This window comes from Rhodococcus sp. PML026, from assembly GCF_000963615.1.
Taxonomy (GTDB): Bacteria; Actinomycetota; Actinomycetes; order Mycobacteriales; family Mycobacteriaceae; genus Rhodococcoides; species Rhodococcoides fascians.
Map to the genome: position 1 here is coordinate 49,769 of NZ_KQ031375.1, position 19,912 is coordinate 69,680.

20 protein-coding genes and 1 riboswitch are annotated in these 19,912 nt (G+C 64.9%); of the genes, 15 read left to right on the top strand and 5 right to left on the bottom strand.

Translation table 11 applies throughout. The annotated features are described in order from the left end of the window. Nucleotides 1–53 precede the first annotated feature (53 nt). Complete coding sequence (locus tag VF34_RS15865) at nucleotides 54–617, top strand: dihydrofolate reductase family protein (protein ID WP_032372386.1); 564 nt, start codon at nucleotides 54–56, stop codon at nucleotides 615–617. A 41-nt stretch (nucleotides 618–658) separates the two neighbouring features. Here the strand turns inward: VF34_RS15865 and VF34_RS15870 are convergent, their stop codons facing one another. After that, nucleotides 659–955 carry a DUF503 domain-containing protein gene (locus VF34_RS15870; protein WP_027497180.1) on the bottom strand — a complete coding sequence of 99 codons (297 nt, stop codon included), beginning with the start codon at nucleotides 953–955 and terminating at the stop codon, nucleotides 659–661. 72 nt (nucleotides 956–1,027) lie between these two features. Further along, on the bottom strand, nucleotides 1,028–4,573 hold the full coding sequence (car, locus tag VF34_RS15875; protein WP_196249485.1) for a carboxylic acid reductase: 3,546 nt from the start codon (nucleotides 4,571–4,573) through the stop codon (nucleotides 1,028–1,030). A gap of 332 nt (nucleotides 4,574–4,905) precedes the next feature. Between car and VF34_RS15880 the strand changes: the two genes are divergently transcribed. Then, entirely contained in the window at nucleotides 4,906–6,702 is a 1,797-nt protein-coding gene (locus VF34_RS15880; RefSeq protein ID WP_032372388.1) for an acyl-CoA dehydrogenase, read from the top strand. 34 nt (nucleotides 6,703–6,736) lie between these two features. Further along, nucleotides 6,737–7,498, top strand: coding sequence for an SDR family NAD(P)-dependent oxidoreductase (locus VF34_RS15885; protein WP_027497177.1), 762 nt, complete (start codon nucleotides 6,737–6,739; stop codon nucleotides 7,496–7,498). Nucleotides 7,499–7,513: 15 nt separating this feature from the next. Here the strand turns inward: VF34_RS15885 and VF34_RS15890 are convergent, their stop codons facing one another. The 3 genes from VF34_RS15890 to VF34_RS25330 form a co-directional block, all read right to left on the bottom strand. Further along, the gene (locus tag VF34_RS15890; RefSeq protein ID WP_052061584.1) at nucleotides 7,514–8,776 is read right to left on the bottom strand and encodes a cupin domain-containing protein; all 1,263 of its coding nucleotides are present in this window, start codon (nucleotides 8,774–8,776) and stop codon (nucleotides 7,514–7,516) included. After that, complete coding sequence (locus VF34_RS15895) at nucleotides 8,773–9,027, bottom strand: hypothetical protein (protein ID WP_027497175.1); 255 nt, start codon at nucleotides 9,025–9,027, stop codon at nucleotides 8,773–8,775. Before VF34_RS15895 ends, VF34_RS15890 begins: the two co-directional genes overlap by 4 nt. 104 nt (nucleotides 9,028–9,131) lie before the next feature. Further along, nucleotides 9,132–9,293, bottom strand: a complete 162-nt coding sequence (locus tag VF34_RS25330) for a hypothetical protein (protein ID WP_179274192.1) — start codon at nucleotides 9,291–9,293, stop codon at nucleotides 9,132–9,134. Nucleotides 9,294–9,337: 44 nt separating this feature from the next. Here VF34_RS25330 and idi point away from each other — a divergent pair, with 44 nt between their 5' ends. The 12 genes from idi (at nucleotide 9,338) to gcvP (ending at nucleotide 19,885) form a co-directional block, all read left to right on the top strand. After that, on the top strand, nucleotides 9,338–9,946 hold the full coding sequence (idi, locus tag VF34_RS15900; protein ID WP_032372389.1) for an isopentenyl-diphosphate Delta-isomerase: 609 nt from the start codon (nucleotides 9,338–9,340) through the stop codon (nucleotides 9,944–9,946). A gap of 24 nt (nucleotides 9,947–9,970) precedes the next feature. Next, nucleotides 9,971–10,597, top strand: a complete 627-nt coding sequence (locus tag VF34_RS15905) for an NUDIX hydrolase (RefSeq protein WP_032372390.1) — start codon at nucleotides 9,971–9,973, stop codon at nucleotides 10,595–10,597. Between the two features lie 67 nt (nucleotides 10,598–10,664). After that, complete coding sequence (locus VF34_RS15910; RefSeq protein WP_032366166.1) at nucleotides 10,665–11,270, top strand: CDP-alcohol phosphatidyltransferase family protein; 606 nt, start codon at nucleotides 10,665–10,667, stop codon at nucleotides 11,268–11,270. A 59-nt stretch (nucleotides 11,271–11,329) separates the two neighbouring features. Beyond that, nucleotides 11,330–12,127, top strand: coding sequence for a DUF881 domain-containing protein (locus tag VF34_RS15915; RefSeq protein WP_230595108.1), 798 nt, complete (start codon nucleotides 11,330–11,332; stop codon nucleotides 12,125–12,127). Nucleotides 12,128–12,183: 56 nt separating this feature from the next. Next, nucleotides 12,184–12,564, top strand: coding sequence for a small basic family protein (locus VF34_RS15920; protein WP_027497171.1), 381 nt, complete (start codon nucleotides 12,184–12,186; stop codon nucleotides 12,562–12,564). 3 nt (nucleotides 12,565–12,567) lie between these two features. Further along, nucleotides 12,568–13,299, top strand: a complete 732-nt coding sequence (locus tag VF34_RS15925; RefSeq protein WP_027497170.1) for a DUF881 domain-containing protein — start codon at nucleotides 12,568–12,570, stop codon at nucleotides 13,297–13,299. Between the two features lie 40 nt (nucleotides 13,300–13,339). Continuing rightward, nucleotides 13,340–13,744 carry a glycine cleavage system protein GcvH gene (gene gcvH / locus VF34_RS15930; RefSeq protein WP_027497169.1) on the top strand — a complete coding sequence of 135 codons (405 nt, stop codon included), beginning with the start codon at nucleotides 13,340–13,342 and terminating at the stop codon, nucleotides 13,742–13,744. 229 nt (nucleotides 13,745–13,973) lie between these two features. Continuing rightward, nucleotides 13,974–14,471, top strand: a complete 498-nt coding sequence (gene garA / locus VF34_RS15935; protein WP_027497168.1) for a glycogen accumulation regulator GarA — start codon at nucleotides 13,974–13,976, stop codon at nucleotides 14,469–14,471. Beyond that, on the top strand, nucleotides 14,468–15,205 hold the full coding sequence (gene ftsR / locus VF34_RS15940; RefSeq protein ID WP_027497167.1) for a transcriptional regulator FtsR: 738 nt from the start codon (nucleotides 14,468–14,470) through the stop codon (nucleotides 15,203–15,205). Before garA ends, ftsR begins: the two co-directional genes overlap by 4 nt. A 97-nt stretch (nucleotides 15,206–15,302) precedes the next feature. Further along, nucleotides 15,303–15,776 carry a bifunctional nuclease family protein gene (locus VF34_RS15945; protein ID WP_027497166.1) on the top strand — a complete coding sequence of 158 codons (474 nt, stop codon included), beginning with the start codon at nucleotides 15,303–15,305 and terminating at the stop codon, nucleotides 15,774–15,776. Between the two features lie 413 nt (nucleotides 15,777–16,189). Next, a complete protein-coding gene (locus VF34_RS15950; RefSeq protein WP_157226114.1) occupies nucleotides 16,190–16,729 on the top strand; it encodes a MerR family transcriptional regulator in 540 nt (179 codons plus the stop codon). 12 nt (nucleotides 16,730–16,741) lie between these two features. Then, nucleotides 16,742–16,839, top strand: a riboswitch (glycine riboswitch). Nucleotides 16,840–17,044: 205 nt separating this feature from the next. Further along, nucleotides 17,045–19,885 (top strand): aminomethyl-transferring glycine dehydrogenase, encoded by a 2,841-nt coding sequence (gene gcvP / locus VF34_RS15955; RefSeq protein ID WP_032372753.1) that lies wholly within the window; start codon nucleotides 17,045–17,047, stop codon nucleotides 19,883–19,885. Nucleotides 19,886–19,912 lie beyond the last annotated feature (27 nt).

Below are 19,912 nucleotides of genomic sequence, written 5' to 3' on the forward strand. Positions count from 1 at the left end.
TACGATTCCGGCACCTGCTCCGCTTACTCCTTGAACCGAACTGAGGATTGCCCATGCGCACCGTGATCGTGACCGCGTTCGTTTCGCTCGACGGCGTCATGGAGGGACCGGGTGGGGAAGTCGGCTACCGCAACGCAGGGTGGACGTTCAAGGACATCGAATTCGATCCTGCGGCGTACGAAATCAAGGGCCGTGAGCAGGACGAGGCCACGGCCATGCTGCTGGGCCGAACCTCCTACGAGGCATTTGCCCCGATCTGGCCCACAATGGACGACTTCTCCGGGTACAACTCGATGCCCAGATACGTGGTGTCGACGACGTTGGAGCGCAGCGACGACCGTTGGCCGGCAACCATTCTGCGCAGCATCGACGACGTCGCCGAACTCAGGAAAACCGAAGGTGGGCCGATCTCGGTGCACGGTAGCGCGACGCTGGGTCGCAGCCTCGCCGATGCCGGTCTCGTCGACCGCTACCACCTGCTGGTTTTCCCGATGCTGCTCGGCGCGGGCAAGCGGCTGTTCAGCTCCAGGGACAAGGCCACGACCCACCTGGATCTGGTGGAGCACGAGGTGTACGGCAACGGCATCCAGAAGCAGGTGTTCGACGTCCGTCGATGACCGTAACTGTCGATGACCCGGATTCGTCGACAGTGCGCGATTCAGATGTCGTCGCTCTTCAGGGTGCGCCGCCGAACGGCTACGAGGTGAAGCTCCGGTCGGGACGCCGCCATCCGCTCGACCCGGTCGAGGATGTCGGTCACGTGGTCGAGGTCGCCGGCTACCACCGACGCTCCGATTTCGGCCCGTCTGTGCAGGTCGCGATGGTCGGTTTCGGCGACCGACACCGCGAATTTTCGATGCAGCTCCGAGATCACGGGCCGAATCACCGAGCGCTTCTCCTTCAGGGAGTGCACGTCGCCCAACAAAAAATCCAGTTCTATCCATCCGATCCACATAGGCTTTCGACTGTACCGCGGTAGTGGGCGGGGCTACCTGGTGCGAGCCGAAGGGCCCGCACCAGGTAACGGTCAGCTCTTGGCCACCAGGCCGAGTGCTACCAGATCGGCCAGATACTTCTCGATCAGTTCTCGCCCGAGGTGTGGGATATCGCCGACAGCCGACGCGAATTCGTCTGCCGGCAGGATTGCTCCCGACGACGGGTGCTGGGGATGCGCGTAGGAGTGGATCAGCGGCAACAACGAGTGTGACCGTTGTTTCTCCGGTAGTTCCTGAACTGCCGCGCTGAACCTCTCGAACCATTCGTCGTAGTCGTCGACGATCTCGATGGTGCAGCCCGCGTCACGTAACCAATCGACGAACGTATCCAACGATATGTCGTCGTCGTGGGGGTTCAAGATGTCGAAGGTTCGGTAGCCTGCCACGTCGTCGCCCGCGATCGAGGTGATGGCCGTTGCACTGAAGTCCGCAGGCAGTCCGTCGTAATGAGCCAGTGGCCTGCCCTGCTCGTCGGTGGGCGCTCCGGTGTCGGTGGCATAGAAGCTTCTCGGTGCCAGCCCGGTTGCCACCACCGACAGGATCAGTCGCGTGAATACGTCGGGCACGTTCAGCTGACCGGACCAGGTGCTGTGGGCGAGGATCATGTCGGACCGGAAGACCGAGACGGGAAGCGAGTACTCGTCGAAAGCATTGCGCAACAACACTTCGCCTGCCCACTTGGAGTTTCCGTAACCGTTGGCGTACGACTCGTCGACTGCTCGTTGCGGACTGTCCACCCGAATGTCACCGTTCTCGTGGAAGTCGTCGACACCGACGGCAACCGCGACCGTCGACAGGTAGGTCACCGGCTTGATGTGGTCGGTCAAGGCCAACCGGATCACCTCGGCCGTTCCGACGACGTTCGGTCCGAAGAGGTGCTCGTACGGCAGCGCGTGATTGACCAGTGCTGCCGGGTGCACGACGCGGTCCACGCGGCGGGAAAGTTCCTCCCAGACATCGTCGGTCAACCCGAACCGGGGAGTGCCCAGATCGCCTGCAATCACGTCGAGTGCGGCGTCGGCCAAGGCGCGGTATCGATCGGACAACGTCGCGTCCCCGCTGTCGAAGGCGGCGTCGAGCCGAGCGCGGGCATCGGCATCGGAGCGTCCGCGCACCAGGCAGATGACTCTTCCGCCGGCGGCCGCCATCTTCTCGAGCCATTCGAGGCACAGAAACCTGCCCAGGTAGCCATTCGCTCCCGTCAGCAGCACGGTGTTCGTTACCGTCCGAGGGCCTGGAATTCGATGAGCGGCATCGAGCAGTGAGGCGTCCAGAAATGCCGACAGGGTCAGATCCGATGCGTGCGCGACGGAAGCGTCGCGTCCGTGAACCGACGCGAATGTCGCTGTGTCGGAATCGTTGTCGATTGCGGACGTGATGTAGTCGGCAAGAGCCGCCAAGTCCATTGCGGGTCCGGTGATCACCCCGACCGGGACGTCGACGTTGTAGATGTCGCGCAGCAATGTGGAAAACGTCAACGCCGACAACGAGTCACCACCGAGATCGGTGAAGTGGGCATCGGGCCGGATGTCCGCGCCCGAACAGCCGAGCAGAGCCTGGGCGGCGTCCCCGACCGTGGCGAGCACGGGTGCCTGGGCACCGGAACGCCGGAGCTCACGCAGTCGATCGGTCTGCCCCGATTCGAGTTCTGCGTAGCGACGCTCGAGTTCGTCGCCGTACCGCTCGACGAGTTTGGGACGCAACTGCTTTCCGGCACCCGACAGCAGACCGTTGTCCTGAGTGAAGGGCTCGCGTTCGAGCACGACCTCGCGAGGTATCTCGTACGAATTCAGCGACTCCGTGCGAGCGATCCGCTGTAACGACTCCATGATCGCGCCCGCAGTCGAGTTCGCGTGGGCAGGAACGACGATCGCCAACAGATACGACCGCTGGCTGTTGCCGTACAGGAAGATCTGGTCCACCAGCTCGCTCGTACCGAACACCGCTTCCAGGCGCGCCAACGCGACGAATTCGCCCTGGGCCAACTTCAATACGTTCTTGCGACGATCCACGTATGCGAGCCGGTCCGGTTCCAGCTCAGCCACGACATCGCCGGTGCGGTAGAACCCGTCCGAATCGAAGACGTCTGCGGTCACATCGGGCCGCTTGTAGTAGCCGGGGATGATCGACGTCGTTTTGAGCAGGAGCTCACCACGTGGATGGGGAGTGTCGGTGGAGAAATAGCCGAGTTCGGGCACGTCGTCCAACTTGTATTCGAGAACCGGTGGCCGCGCGACGATCCCGTCGAGAAGTACCATTCCGGCTTCGGTCGAACCGTAATTGTCGCGCACCCGAACGTCGAGCAAGTCGGTCACGAAATCCTTGACCTCGGCGGCGATGGGTGCGGTGCCCACCATTGCAGCCAGGATTCGTCCACCGAACTGCTCGGACCGCACGCGCTCGAGCACGCCTCGCGAAATCTGCTCGTGTTCGCCCGCATCGGTACCGTCGACCGCACGATCGATTTCGGCGAGCACGGTGTGGCGAATCATCTCGCACACCCGCGGAATCAACAACGCCAGCGTAGGGCGCGCCAGAGCGAAGTCCTCGAACAACGTGGACAGGTCGCTGGAGCCGGCGAAATGAACCGTGCCGCCCGCCGCCAGAGTCGAGAAAACGAGCCCGCGGCCCGCAAGGTGGCTCATCGGTAGGTAGTCGAGAGTGATGACGGGAAAAGCCGGCTCGTCGACACCCTCGGACGAGGCACCCGTCCGATGCCAGGCCCCGGTCCACGCACCGGACACGATCTGCTCGGTATGCATCGCCCCTTTCGGAGTACCGGTGCTGCCGGAGGTGTAGATCAGTGCGGCGAGGCGCTCGGGATCCTCGACGTCGAACAACGGCACCTGGGGGAGTCGGGAACCCTCGTCCACCAGTTCGGTGAGCGGTCGAACAGCAATGCCGGACCCGTGGACACCCTCGCGCGCGGACGTCAGCGCGCGGGTGTCGGCATCGATTCGGTCGTCGTAGTCGAGTACGACCACTGTGCGGATCGACCGGCAGTGACCGGCGACCTCCATCGCGACGGCGAGGTTGTCCACGTCGGAGGCCAGGACCACCGGCTCGACCTCGTCGACGATGGCCCTCAGTTGACCCGCGGTGGCTCCGGCCTGAAGTGGAACTGCGACTGCGCCAACACGGATGGTGGCCAGTTCGGTGATCACGTAGTCGATGCCAGCGAAACCGAGCGTGGCCACGAAGTCGCCCGCAGCGATGCCGCCGTCGTCGTGACCGAGGGCGGACGCCAAGGCTCCCGCGTCGGCCCAGGCCTGCCCGTAGGTCACCGTGTCGAATCGGGGGAGCAAGCGAGCGGTAGTGCTGCCGTCGGTGTCCTCGATCGTGCGCGCGCGGCGTCCCAGGGCGGGGCGGTCGGCGTACCTGGTCATGATCTCGGCAACCACGCGAGCGAGGTTGGGTGCCAGTTCACGAGCCGCGTCGGCAATCGACCGATCCGGCTCGGCAGCCCGGAACTCCGGATCGCTGTCGTGCAGATGCTGGAAACGGTCTCGTTGGCGGATGTCTCGATCGTGTTCGCTGTCGACGGCCACTGTGCTTTTCATGGCAATTGTTCGGGTCATGCTTCGCTCCCCTCCACGATGCACCGGACGACGCCGGATCATCGTGCTCGTACGTCGAATATCGTTATCAAAGGTAAGTATATGCCCGTGGCCGAGTAGGTAATCGTGACGCTGCTCATAGTCCAATTGGCCGGAAATGTCTGTGTTTCAACCTTTCTCGCGTACTGCTATGCCGGGCAACCGTCGTGTATCCGGGCGGCGTAGGTACTCGATGTGGACGACCGAACTCGACTTGTATGGTGAGTTGCACGTCACGTGCGACGCGGTTGCCGCTCCCTCGTAGAGCTCACGCCGTCGGCTCACGCGTCACCCCTCTCGATCGGAGCAGCGAAATGTCGGACGTTCTCTCACGCCGCGACCTGGATTTTCTGTTGTACGAATGGCTCGATGTGGTTGCGTTGACGGAGCGGCCACGTTTTGCGGAACACTCGCGCGAAACGTTCGATGCGGTACTGGACCTGAGCGCAGACATCGCCCACAAGCATTTCGCCCCGCACAACAAGAAGGCCGATGCACACGAGCCCACCATGAACAGGGATGGTGCGGTGGAGCTGATCCCCGAGGTGAAGGCCGCTCTCGACGTGTACCGCGACGCGGGGTTGATGGCCGGGCAGTTCGACGAATCGATCGGCGGTATGCAGTTGCCCGCCACCGTCTCTCGTGCTGCCATGGCGTTCTTCCAGGCTGCAAATGCTGGAACGTCGTCTTATCCGTTCCTGACGATGGCCAACGCCAATCTGATCGCCACCTACGGCAGCCCGGAGCAGGTGCGCGACTACGTGCGGCCCATGATCGACGGGCGTTGGTTCGGCACCATGTGCTTGTCCGAACCGCAGGCCGGGTCGTCGCTGGCGGACATCACCACGAAGGCTGTGCCGCAGGACGGCGGCAGCTACCGGCTCACCGGTACCAAGATGTGGATCTCCGGTGGAGATCACGAACTGACCGAGAACATCGTGCACCTGGTTCTGGCGAAGACGCCGGGTGGACCTCCCGGCGTCAAAGGGATCTCGCTGTTCATCGTTCCCAAGTTCCTGCCGAACGGTGAGGGCGGCATCGCCGAACGTAACGACATCGTGCTGACCGGGCTCAATCACAAGATGGGCAACCGCGGTACCACCAACACCCTGCTCGCGTTCGGCGACGGAACCCATTCTCCCGGTGGGAAAGCCGGGGCAGTCGGCTATCTCGTCGCGGAGGAGAACCGTGGTCTGTCGTACATGTTCCACATGATGAACGAGGCCCGGATCGGCGTCGGATTCCTGGCGATCGCACTCGGCTACGTCGGCTACCTGAAGTCCGTCGAGTACGCGAAGACGCGCACCCAGGGACGGCCACTGGGAGCCAAGGATCCGGCCGCGCCTCCGGTCGCATTGATCGAGCACGCCGACGTGCGCCGAATGTTGTTGGCGCAGAAGTCGTATGTCGAGGGGGCATTGGCCCTCGGGCTCTACTGCTCGCGTTTGGTGGACCACCAGGATTCGGCATCGGACGCCGCCGACGCAGCTCGATCGACACTGTTGCTCGACGTACTGACACCGATCGCCAAGAGTTGGCCCTCGCAGTGGTGTCTCGAGGCCAACAGTCTTGCCATTCAGGTGCACGGGGGTTACGGCTACACCCGCGACTACGACGTGGAACAGCACTACCGCGACAACCGGCTCAACCCCATTCACGAAGGTACACACGGCATTCAGGGCTTGGACCTACTCGGCCGCAAGGTCGTCATGCAGAACGGTGCCGGGTTGGCGCTGCTCGCCGAGCGAATCGCCGAGACCGTGACGCGAGCATCGACTCACGGGGGAGCGGCCGAGCAGTACGGCACCGAGCTGAACAACAGGTTCTCGAGGATCGTCGAGGTCACCGCCGCAGTCTGGGGTACCGGTGACGCCGCCGTGGCGTTGGCGAATTCCACGGCCTACCTCGAGGCAATGGGCCACACGGTCATCGCGTGGATGTGGCTCGAGCAGCTGCTTGCCGTGGGAGACCGAATCGGAGACTTCTACGACGGAAAGCGCTCTGCTGCACGGTACTTCTTCGTCTACGAGCTACCGAAGGTCGATGCACAGCTCGATCTGCTGGCGCTTCTCGATCGAACGACCCTCGATATGTCACCCGCCTGGTTCTGAGCACGAGACACCCGATACAAGGAGATTTCAGAACATGTCGATCTTGGACAAATTCCGCCTCGACGGCCGCGTCGTCATCGTCACGGGCGCATCGTCCGGTTTGGGAGTGTCTTTCGCGAAAGCGGCGGCCGAGGCCGGAGCCGACGTGGTGCTGGCCGCCCGTCGCGTCGACAAGTTGGCACAGACTGCCGCACTGATCGACAGCGTCGGTGGGCGTTCGCTGAGCGTGGCAACCGATGTGGTCGATCCCGACCAGTGCACGGCCATGGTCGAGGCCGCCGTCGCCGAGTTCGGCAAGGTGGACGTGCTGATCAACAACGCCGGCGTCGGCACGGCGTACCCCGCCACCCGTGAGACTCCCGAGCAGTTCCGCTCTGTCATCGACATCAACCTGAACGGCTCCTACTGGGCCGCTCAGGCGTGTGGACGGGTGATGCAGCCCGGAAGCTCGATCGTGAACATATCCAGCATTCTGGGGCTCACCACCGCCGGTCTGCCTCAGGCTGCCTACAGTGCCAGCAAGGCGGCCATCGTCGGTCTCACTCGTGACCTCGCGCAACAGTGGGGCGCTCGAAAAGGCATCCGCGTCAACGCTATTGCGCCTGGTTTCTTCGAGAGCGAGATGACCGATTCCTACCAGCCGGGATACCTCGAGGCATTGGCTCCCCGAATGATCCTCGGACGCAAGGGTGACCCCGAAGAATTGGCCGCCACCGCGGTCTGGCTCGCCTCCGACGCGGGCGGATACGTGACGGGCCAGACCATCGCAGTGGACGGCGGCGTGACCATCACCTGATGGTCGGGCTCGCCATCACTCGATGGCGGTGACTGCGATGCCTTCGCGCACGAGCCTGCGACCGACCACGACAGCATCGTCGGTGTCGAGGCCGGGCAGAGAATCCAACCGGCACGGCGATCCTTCGAGCAACAATTCGAGGGCATCGGCGCACTGAGGCGGCATCGACACGGTTTTGTCGCGCAGCACGACAGCCGCGGACTCGGGGGTTCGCACCACTCGCGCGATCACCCCGGCCCTGAGCCGAATCGAGTCCTGACCTCGCAGCGCGCCCATCTGGGCAACACTGCGAACGGGGCGCACCGGTTCGGGTCGAACCAGCTCGTCGTACCGACTCGCAACACGCTCGGTGATCCGATGCAGCGCCTCGGGATCTCGATCCAACTTGTCGAGAGCTCGGCGCATGTCGCCGAGCACGCGGCGTACGTGGGGGAGAACGGACTCGGAGTCGGTCGGGTCCCATCCGGCCGGCAACGGTGCGCGCAGTCCCTCGACGTCCTGAAGAGCACCGAGGGTGTGATGGGCGATGTCGTAATCGTTGAACGACGCGACGCCTATCGTCAGATGCACCGTCGTCTCGCCCAGGGCCTGCGCCGAATGGATCCAGCCGCGCGGGAGATACAGAACGTCACCGGGATCGAGCACGATGTCCAACTCCGGGGAGTCGTCGGCGTGACGTTCCACTGCTGCTCGTCGGTCCGACCACGGCTGATTGTTCAGTGGATGGCGATGCACCGGCGAGTGAATCGTCCACCGCTTACTACCGGCGATCTGCACGACGAACACGTCGTGAACATCGTAATGCGGCGAAAAGCCCTGGGACGCAGCCGGAGTGACGTAGGAATTGACCTGTACCGGGTGGCCGAGCTCGCGAACGAGCTCGCCGGTGAAAGCAATCAAGGGCGGCCACAGGCGATGCAGGCCCTGCAGCACCAGAGTGTTGCCGGCCGCGAAGGCCGACAGAACCGCCGCGGAATCGACCTGGTCGGTGATCTCGGCGCCGAACCCTCCGGACCCCGTGAACTTGTTCTTCTCCAGAAGGCGGCCGTCCTTGGCCATCCGCACGAATGGGGTGCGTACGCCGCGCTCGGCGATCAACTCGTCGACTGCGTCGACCGTCATCAGATCCTCGAACGATCCGGACAGTTCGGCAGATCGGGTGAACTTGGGTGCTGTGCCCCAGTGACGCTCCGCGAAAGTGGCGGCGTCGATTCCGGTGAGACGACGAAGCGCGGACCGGTTGCCCGGTCCGCGCTCGTCGTTCGACTCGATGATCAAGCGGAACCGTCCGCACCGCCGTCGTGTCCGCCGGGGTTGGATCCGCCGTCGGCCGGGCCTTCTCCACCCGCTGGGCCGTCGGCTCCGCCGTCGTGTCCGTCAGGATTCGATCCGCCGTCAGCGGGTCCTTCGCCTGCTCCGGCCGGGCCGTCTGCTCCGCCGTCGTGTCCGCCGGGATTGGATCCGCCGTCAGCGGGTCCTTCGCCTGCAGATCCGCCTGAGGTGGTGATGTCGTCGTCGTTGATGCTCATCGAGGTCCTTCCGTTGATGGAGGTTCGTGCTCTCGCACAGCGCGGGAACATCGGGGGTATTGACGCAATCTCTGTGATTCAAACAGCGACGGCACCGGGAAATATCATTCCTGATCGTCGGCGATCTCCGGGGCGTTCTCCCGTGTCGCCATCCCACCGCCGCCTCCGCCGTCCACCGGTCCGGGGCGGCCGCCCTTGGGGGAATCCGCCGTGTCGTGTTCGGTCGAGGTGCCGCCGTTTGTCTTGTCCTTGTCGTCCTGTCCCATGGTTCGACACTAGACCGGCCGTCCGGCCGTGGGAGCATGGAACGATGGATCGATCCCCTGCGCAGCACGTGGTGCTGCTCGACGACGAAGGCCGCGCCGTCGGCACCCAGGACAAGACCACGGTGCACACCGAACAGACCCCGCTGCACCTGGCGTTCTCCAGCTACGTGGTGCGTGAGGACGGTGCCGTGTTGCTCACGCGACGGGCGTCGAGCAAGACGACATGGCCCGGCGTGTTGACGAACAGTTGTTGTGGACATCCAGCACCCGGCGAGGACCTGGAGTCGGCAGTGCTCCGGCGCATCGGCGAAGAGCTGGGTCTGCAGGCACGGTCCGCGGAACTGGTGCTGCCGCATTTTAGGTACCGCGCTGTGATGGACAACGGGATAGTCGAGAACGAGATCTGCCCCGTCTACCGAGTGACGGTCGGCGACGACGCGACACTCGACCCGGATCCTGACGAGGTCGACGAAACGCGGTGGGTGTCCTGGGCCGAATTCTCGGCCGACGTGCTCGCAGACCGAATCGATGTATCGCCCTGGTGTCGAACACAAGTGGAGCAACTCGCCGGGTTGGCCGAGCACGCACTGGCCTGGCCCGCGTCCGCCGACGAACTCCTTCCTCCGGCAGCGCGTCTCGCGGATTCCCCATGACGGCAACCGAATCGGTGGGTACTCATGGCGGGTAGCGACGAATCGAGCGACTGCCTCGGCCGCGACTCGATGGAGCGTGCACTCGGCCACTTCGAGTTTCGGACAGCCGATGCCGACGGTCTGCGCCACGCAGCTGTTGCTCTGGCGGTCGGCGGGGAGCGCGGAGACCGTCGCCTGCTGTTGACCAGACGGCCGAGCCGATTGCGCGCTCACCCGGGTCAGTACGCGCTACCTGGTGGCGGAGTCGATCCGGGCGAAACCCCGGCACAGGCCTGCCTGCGTGAACTCCAGGAAGAGTTGGGCATTCGTACCGACCCGGGTGAGGTACTCGGGCGCCTCGACGATTACGTCACCCGTTCGGGTTACGTCATCACACCGTTCGTGGTGTGGGTGGGCGAGTACTCGTCGTCGCTGCAGCCCAGTGCCGACGAGGTGGCCGAAGTGTTCGAGGTGACCGAGGCCGAACTCGATGTCGATGCGGAATTCGTCACGATCCCCGAGTCGCCCCGACCCGTGATTCGGTGGCCGTTCCGAACCGGTGCCATCCATGCTCCCACGGGTGCGATAGTGCACCAGTTTCGTGAAGTGGTCCTTCGCGGTCGACACACCCGGGTCGCGGACTTCGAGCAGCCGGTGTTCGCGTGGCGCTAACGTGGCCTCGAACCGCCGGTGCGCTCGCGCCGGCTGCCACGACGCCCGAGGCGACAGGAGGTGAGCGGTGACGGACAAGAGCGAACTCGAGGTAACGGATCGGATCGCAACTGTTCCCAACCTGCTCAGTGCCGTGCGACTCGCCGGCGTTCCGCTGTTCTTGTTTCTTCTTCTCGGCCCCCAGGCAGACGGCTGGGCGCTGGTCATTCTGCTCGTCAGCGGCGGCACCGACTGGCTCGACGGAAAACTCGCGCGTTTGCTCGGGCAGTCGTCGCGGCTGGGGGCGATTCTCGACCCGCTCGTCGATCGCTTGTACGTCGTCAGCACGCTGGTCGCATTCGTGGTGCGCGGCATCATCCCGTGGTGGGTCGCTGCCATCCTGATCGGGCGAGACGCGGTTCTCGGCCTGACCATGTTCGTCTACCGACGTCGCTCCCTCCCGCCTCCGGACGTGATCTATCTCGGGAAGGCAGCCACGTTCGTGGTCATGATCGCGCTGCCGGTGCTGTTGGTCTCCGTGGGCACCGGTTCCGTGGCCGACGCCGCTGGGCCGCTCGGTTACGCGCTCCTGATCTGGGGGACGGTGCTGTACACGTGGACCGGTGCGTTGTACCTCGGCAAGGCAGTGGCCGTCGCGCGAGCGATCGCGCCCACCTCCGCACCGGGCAGGTGACGGTGCAGCCACCAGCACGACCGAAGAGGAACCCGACTCCGTCACTGCTCACATCGCTGTTGACGGATCACCTCGATCCGGGTTACGCAGCCGCTGCCGTCGAACGGTCGGCGCACCACGTGCGTACCCCTAGGGTGCCGCCTGTCCTCTGGCTGATCACCGGTGCCGTCGCTGTCGGAGTGGTCTTCGGGGTCGCGATGTCGCAGCTGGCCTCCGACGCGGCGGAGATCGACCGGGCCAGTGCCGACGCCTCTGCTGCAGTGCGTGCTGCCCAGGAGCGTGAGGCCAGACTGGACGTCACGAGGGACGAACTCGCAGCCCAGGTATCGACCGAGCGTGATCGCGCGCTCCAGTCCGATGCTGCCGGGAGCGAGCTCCTGGACCGTCTCGATGCGGTCGAGTCGGCGGCCGGTATCGACTCGGTGACCGGTCCCGGCTTGTCGGTCGTCGTGACAGAACCTGCCGCAGGCGGTGCATCCAACAGATCGGTCCGTACCGGTTCCGGCGCAACCGTTCTCGACCGCGACATCGCTGCCGTCGTCAACTCCCTGTGGGCCAGCGGCGCCGAAGCGGTGTCCGTCGACGGCAATCGAGTCGGGCCGAACGTGACGATCAGACAGGCAGGCGGCGCGATGCTGCTCGACAATCGCCCGATCACCTCGCCCTACGACATCGATGCGATCGGTCCACCGCAGCGCATTCAGGTGCAGTTCGCCGTCAGCGACGCGTACCTGCGCATGAGCACGGTCGCTCAGCTCTACGGTGTCGGTTTCTCGGTACGGCCTGCCACCGATCTCGAGTTCGGGCCGGCCGTCGCCAGGGAGTCGTTCGAGGCGAAGGAGGTGGCCCCACGATGACGGCGAGTGACGTCCCGGACGTCGAGGCATCCGACTCCGGCAGCCCCGGTCCCGAGGTGCCCGGCGGCACCGAGCCCGCCGCCACCGGCCGCGCCGGATTCGCGCTCGCAGCATTGGTCGCGCTCGTCGTCGGAGTCGTGATCGGTCTCGTCGCCGGGCCTCGAGTTCCAGCAGTCGTCGCCCCATACCTGCCGATCGCCGTCGTGGCCGCTATCGATGCAGTGTTCGGCGGCGTGCGCGCCTTTCTCGACGGCATTTTCGACGCCAAGGTGTTCGTCGTGTCCTTCGTCTTCAACGTCCTCGTCGCGGCGCTCATCGTGTGGCTCGGCGATCAGCTCGGAGTCGGAACGCAACTGTCCACCGCCATCGTCGTCGTGCTCGGAATACGTATCTTCGGCAACGCCGCTGCGTTGCGCCGACGGCTTTTCGGTGCCTGACCGATGAACGCAGGCCCCGGACGGCACGGTCGGCGCACCCGACGTGGACAGCGCACGTGGTTCGGCATTCTCGCTCTCGTGTTGATGTGTGCCCTCGGAATCGGAATCGCGACACAGGTGCGGGAAACGAGCACGTCGGGCAATCTGGAGAACTCGCGGCCCGAGGACCTGTTGGTGGTGTTGGACTCCCTGACGCGACGCGAGGCGTCGATCCGCGACGAGATCAGCGCGCTTCAAGGCACGCTCGCCACCCTCCGGCAGTCCGGTTCCGGGTCGGACGCCGCGGTGGCGGAAGCCCAGGAAAGATTGTCCGCGTTGTCCATTCAGATCGGCACCGTGGCGGCCCGAGGACCCGGCGTCACGTTGACGATCGACGACACCGACGCCGGCGTCGGAGCAGAGGTTCTGCTCGACGCGTTGCAGGAGCTGCGGGCCGCCGGTGCCGAGGCGTTGCAGATCGACGGTGGTGGGGTCGCCGTCCGCATCGGTGTGGATTCGTGGATGGCCGGACCGGCCGGCCGAGTCGTGGTGGACGGCCGAGAACTACGCGCTCCCTACACCTTCACTGCCATCGGAGATCCGGCGACTCTGGAAGCTGCACTGAACATTCCGGGAGGGGTGATCGACACGGTCGCCCGCAACGGGGCGAGCTCGCGAGTCGAGCGATCGGACCAGGTCACGGTCTCCGCCTTGCGGGATCCGCGCCCACGTCAATACGCTCAGCCCGGAAACTGATCGCCCGCTCGCCCCGGGCACGATGGAAGGGAATGCCGCGTTGAGCGACATCGACACACCAGCTGATCTGCTTTACACCCCCGAGCACGAGTGGGTGCAGCGGACGGGGCCTGCGACGGTTCGAATCGGTATCACCGACTACGCCCAGACTCAGTTGGGCGACGTCGTGTTCGTTCAGCTTCCGGCGATCGGTGACAGCGTCACCGCGGGCGAGTCTCTCGGTGAAGTGGAATCGACCAAGAGCGTGTCCGACGTGTTCAGTCCTCTCACGGCCAAAGTCGTTGCCGTGAACGAAGATCTGGATTCCGAACCCGAGAAGGTGAACTCCGGACCGTACACCGGCGGGTGGCTGATCGAGCTCGAGGTCGCATCCTCGGAGGCATTGGACGCGGCGCTGGCACCGATGCTCGATGCCGCCGGATATGCTCTCATCACAGCTGAGTGACGAAGGGCCGTACACACCGGCCAACCGACCACAGGTCCTCGGCGCGCAGGGTACGGTCGACACCGAGCGAACAGCCTGTCGGGGCGAAGGTCGCGCATGGTGAGTGGTCCGCCACGCACCGAGGAACCGAAACGCACCACCGAACGCCAGCAGAACCAGAAGTGAAGACCATGTACTGCGTTACCCGAGGTGATCGTTGCCCGGGTCAACGGACTGAGAAGGAGTAACGGTGAGCCAGAACGACAACGACAGCAACTACGGGGAGTCGCCGGCCGAGACCACCTCGGTCTTCCGCGCCGATTTCCTCCAGGAGCTGGACAACTCCGCTACCGCCCAGAGCACCGAAGCTCCGGTATCGGGTGTCGAGGGCTTGCCTGTCGGAGCTGCCCTGCTCGTCGTCAAGCGTGGTCCCAACGCCGGATCCCGATTCCTGCTCGACCAGCCGACCACGTCGGCCGGTCGTCACCCCGACAGCGACATCTTCCTCGACGACGTCACCGTGAGCCGTCGACATGCAGAGTTCCGCCAGGACGAGGACGACTTCCAGGTCGTCGACGTGGGCAGCCTCAACGGCACCTACGTCAACCGTGAGCCGGTCGACTCCGCCGTGCTCGCCAACGGTGACGAGGTGCAGATCGGCAAGTTCCGTCTGGTCTTCCTCACCGGGCCGCGTGGCGGCAATGGATCTGCAGTCGGCGAGTCGTCTGCGGGTGCAGGAAGCCAGTGACCGCCGTCGGGCAGCAGTCCAGCGGGGGGATGTCGATTGGCTCCGTCCTCGATCGACTCCGGCCCGACTTTCCCGACGTGACTATCTCGAAGATCAGATTCCTCGAAGCCGAGGGTCTGATCTCTCCGGAGCGCACTCCGTCGGGCTATCGGCGTTTCTCGATCGCGGACTGCGAACGGCTGCGGTTCGTGCTCACCGCTCAGCGTGATCAGTACCTGCCGCTGAAGGTGATCAAGGAACAACTCGAAGCGATCGACCACGGCGTTGCAACCGTCGAGAGAGCAGACGCCTCGGTCAAGCGCCCACGGTCGTTGACGATCGCGGCCGGTGAAGTCTCGCCGGAGGAGTTCCTGCCCGATCGCGAGGTCCGCATCAGCAAGGCAGATCTACTGGCTCAGGCCGGCATCGACGACGCCTTCCTGACCGAGTTGCTGCGCAGCGGTCTGATCACTCCCGGGCAGGCCGGGTTCTACGACGACGGTGCCGTCACGCTCGCTCGTACCGCGCACGCGATGTTGCAGTTCGGGCTCGAGGTTCGTCACCTCCGTGCGTTCAAGCTCGCGGCGGACCGCGAAGCGGGTCTCGTCGCTCAGATCGCCGGGCCGGTCGCCAAGGGGCGCGATGCCGGTGCACGTGATCGTGCCGAAGAGATGATCCGGGAATTGGCAGCTCTGTCGTTGACCTTGCATACGTGTCTGGTCAAAGCAGCGGTGCGTGGTGCGCTCGACCGGTGAGGTTCGCTCGCGCCGGTTCGGATTCCAATAGACTCGGTTCTGGTGAGCTGGACCAGCGACGACCAGCGAAGATTTCTCGAGGTGTGAGGTGGACACGATGAGTGAAATGCGTGTGGTCGGTATTCGTGTCGAACAGCCGCAGAACCAGCCCGTGTTGCTGCTGCGTGAATCCGACGGAGATAGGTACCTCCCGATTTGGATCGGCCAAACCGAAGCTGCCGCAATAGCTTTGGAGCAGCAAGGTGTGCAGCCGGCTCGGCCGCTGACGCACGATCTGGTGAAGAACCTGATCTCTGCGTTGGGGCACGAGCTCAAGGAGGTGCGCATCGTGGACCTCCAGGAAGGCACCTTCTACGCCGATCTCGTATTCGACAAGGACATCCGCGTGTCGGCGAGGCCGTCGGATTCGGTTGCCATCGCGCTCCGTGCCGGAGTCCCGATCTATGCGGAGGAGCCTGTGCTCGCCGAGGCCGGCCTGCTGATGCCGGACGAGCGGGAGGACGAGGTGGAGAAGTTCAAGGAATTCCTCGAATCGGTGTCGCCGGACGACTTCAAGGCCACCGACGGGTAACGGAATAGTCTCAACCTCAACTTTAGGTTCAGGTTTACGGCGCGTTGCGTTGAATCTGGTCGATCGCCCCCATAACGTTCGTGCCAGTGAAGTTCATCGCCGGCGCAGTTCGCACCGACGCAGTTCACGCCTCTTCGGTTGCCGCCGAGGCGTAGTCTGGCCCTGGTACACGGTATGACTTCACGCGAGTACACCGAGGCGTTCAGGCGCGCTTCGGACGGATCCCAGTACTGACTGGATCCGAACGCAGTGAGACATCCGAGAGGGAGCAGTCAGTGGGAGATCAGCCGCAGCAGCATCACGGCAGTCGAGAATCCGACGCCGCAAGCCGGACAGAGGACGCGTCCGCAGCCGATGCTCGGGTCGAGACCCCCGACGAGGCGTCGAATCGCCCTGTCGCACAGCCGCAGGACATTCAACCCGGCCTGTTCCCCGACGATTCGGTCCCTGACGAACTCGTCGGATATCGCGTACCCAGCGCGTGCCAGATTGCCGGCATCACCTATCGGCAACTCGACTACTGGGCGCGTACGGGCCTGGTCGTACCGTCCATCCGAGGCGCAGCAGGTTCGGGCAGCCAGCGGCTGTACTCGTTCAAGGACATGCTGGTCCTCAAGATCGTCAAGCGCCTACTCGACACCGGAATTTCGTTGCAGAACATCCGCGTCGCCGTGGATCACCTGCGCCAGCGTGGCGTCGGCGACCTCGCCAACATCACCCTGTTCTCCGACGGCACAACCGTCTACGAGTGCACGTCGGCCGAGGAAGTAGTCGACCTGCTGCAGGGCGGGCAGGGCGTCTTCGGTATCGCCGTCAACGGCGCGATGCGCGAACTCACCGGCACCATCGCCGACTTCCCGGCCGAGCGAGCAGACGGCGGAGAGAGCCAGCCGAGCCCCGAAGACGAACTGGCGTCCCGCCGCAAGAATCGCGCGAGTCGTAAGACCGGCTAGACTTCTCACCGTCGCGCCTGCGCGGGAGAGTTCCGAGGCATCCAGTCTCGGACGCCGAAGGAGCAATACCTCCCCGTCAATCTCTCAGGCACACGGACCGTGTGGGCTTCGACAACTCTGGAAAGTGGTGGGAGCACCCACCCGCCCAAGGGGAAAGGTGCCGGTGCGCGCACGTCAGCGCGCCGTGTTCTACCGAATCTCTCAGGCGCACGCGTCAGCGAGCACACGACAGAGGGGGAGGAGCGGTCGGCGCGTATGCCCCGGCCGTCCGACGCCTTGTCTTGGGACCCCTGGGAGTAGACCGTGACCGACCGAATGACTTCGACCGCATCGGCTTTCGTCGACAGACACGTCGGCCCCGACACCACCGAACTGGCCCGCATTCTCGATGCAATCGGTGTCGACGGCCTCGACGAGCTGGCCCGCAAGGCTGTTCCCGAGTCCATTCTCGATACCATCGTCGACGGGGTTCCCGATGGTCTGGCAACATTGCCGCCTGCTCTGAGCGAGCACGATGCGCTGGCCGCGCTGGCCGATCTCGCCGGCCGCAACACGGTGGCCACCTCGATGATCGGCCTGGGCTACTACGACACCCTGACGCCTCCGGTGCTCACGCGCGGCATCCTGGAGAATCCGGCCTGGTACACCGCCTACACCCCCTATCAGCCCGAGATCAGTCAGGGCCGACTCGAGGCACTGCTCAATTTCCAGACGATGGTGTCGGATCTGACCGGTATGGATGTCGCGAATGCCTCCATGCTCGACGAGTCCACTGCCGCAGCCGAATCCATGACGCTCATGCGTCGCGCCAACCGAGGCTCGAAGTCACCCCGCCTCGTCGTCGATTCGGATATCTTCCCGCAGACCAAAGCCGTCCTCGCCACGCGCGCCGAACCCCTCGGGATCGAGCTGGTGTACGCCGACCTCGCCGACGGCCTGCCCGAAGGCGAGTTCTTCGGAGTGCTGGCGCAGCTGCCGGGAGCGTCAGGCCGTCTGGTGGACCACACCGCCACGATCGAGGCTGCACACCAGCGCGGTGCGCTGGTTGCAGTCGGGGTCGATCTGCTGGCCGCCACCCTGGTGACCGCGCCCGGCGAAATCGGTGCCGACGTCTGCTTCGGAACCACCCAGCGCTTCGGGGTTCCGATGGGGTACGGCGGTCCGCATGCCGGTTATCTCGCAGTGCGCTCCGGGCACTCGCGCCAGCTGCCCGGGCGGTTGGTCGGAGTGTCCGTCGATGCAGACGGACATCGGGCCTACCGCTTGGCCCTGCAGACGCGCGAGCAGCACATTCGCCGTGAGAAGGCGACCTCCAACATCTGCACCGCCCAGGTGCTGTTGGCCATCGTGGCCGCGATGTACGCCAGCTACCACGGCGCGGATGGGCTGCGCGCGATCGCACGTCTCGTCAACACCCGTGCTCGAACCGTCGCAGCAGGGTTGCAGGCTGCGGGCATCGACGTGGTGCATGCCGAGTTCTTCGATACCGTGCTCGCCGCGGTCCCCGGCGCGGCCCACACCGTCGTCGATGCCGCCAAACAACGCGGTATCAACCTCCGACCGGTCGACGACGATCACGTCGCGATCGCCTGTGACGAGGCAACCACGGAGGCTCACATCGTCGATGTGCTCGCTGCATTCGGTGCCGAGCCCGCCGGACCGGGAGCCGAGTCCGTCCCGGCCGATTGGGCCCGTACGTCCGAGTACCTGACGCATCCCGCCTTCACGCGCTACCGCACCGAGACAGCCATGCTGCGCTACCTTCGGGCGCTGTCGGACAAGGACATCGCCCTCGACCGCAGCATGATCCCGCTGGGATCGTGCACGATGAAGTTGAACGCGACCGCTGAAATGGAGTCGATCACCTGGCCTCAGTTCGCGCGCCAACACCCGTTCGCGCCGTCGACCGACGTTCCCGGACTACTCCGGGTGATCGCCGACCTCGAACAGTGGCTCGTCGACATCACCGGCTACGACGCGGTCAGCCTGCAGCCCAATGCAGGAAGCCAGGGCGAGTACGCGGGACTACTTGCGATCCGCCGATACCACCAGGCCAACGGCGACACCGGTCGCACGGTCTGCTTGATCCCGTCGAGCGCACACGGCACCAACGCCGCCTCCGCGGTGATGGTCGGGATGCGCGTCGTCGTGGTGGCGTGCCGACCGAACGGAGACGTCGACGTCGACGACCTGCGGGCCAAGATCGCCGAGCACGCCGACACCCTCGCCGCCATCATGATCACCTACCCCTCCACCCACGGTGTGTACGAGCACGAGATATCCGACATCTGTGCCGCGGTGCACGACGCGGGTGGACAGGTGTACGTCGACGGTGCCAACCTCAACGCTCTGGTCGGGTTGGCTCGGCCGGGTCGTTTCGGCGGAGACGTCAGTCACCTGAACCTGCACAAGACCTTTTGCATCCCGCACGGCGGTGGCGGTCCCGGAGTCGGGCCCATTGGCGTCCGTTCGCATCTGCAGCCGTACCTGCCCGGCCACCCGCTGGCACCGCAACTGGGCGACGGTCCGACCGTTGCGGGCGCACCGTACGGAAGCGCGTCGATCCTGACGATCACGTGGGCATACATCGCGATGATGGGCGCGGAGGGGCTGCGCCGGGCGACCTTGACCGCCATCGCGTCGGCCAACTACGTCGCGCGCCGCCTCGACGAGTACTTCCCCGTGCTCTACACCGGCGACAACGGCATGGTGGCGCACGAGTGCATCCTCGATCTGCGAGGTCTGACGAAGGACACCGGCGTCACCGTCGACGACGTGGCGAAGAGACTGGCGGACTACGGCTTCCACGCGCCGACGATGAGCTTCCCGGTGCCGGGGACCCTGATGGTCGAGCCGACCGAGAGCGAGAATCTGGAGGAGATCGACGCATTCTGCGACGCGATGATCTCCATCCGCAGGGAAATCGACCGCGTCGGCTCCGGCGAGTGGACCGTAGAGGACAACCCGTTGCGCGGCGCTCCGCACACGGCGCAATGCCTCGTCGCCGACTGGAACCACCCGTACTCGCGGGAACTCGCGGCGTACCCCGCAGGCTACGACCGACCGAAGGTGTGGCCCGCGGTCCGGCGGATCGACGGCGCGCACGGCGACCGCAACCTGGTGTGTTCCTGCCCGCCGATCGAGGCGTTCGCCTGACCTGCTGTTCGCCCGATGGACGGGCAG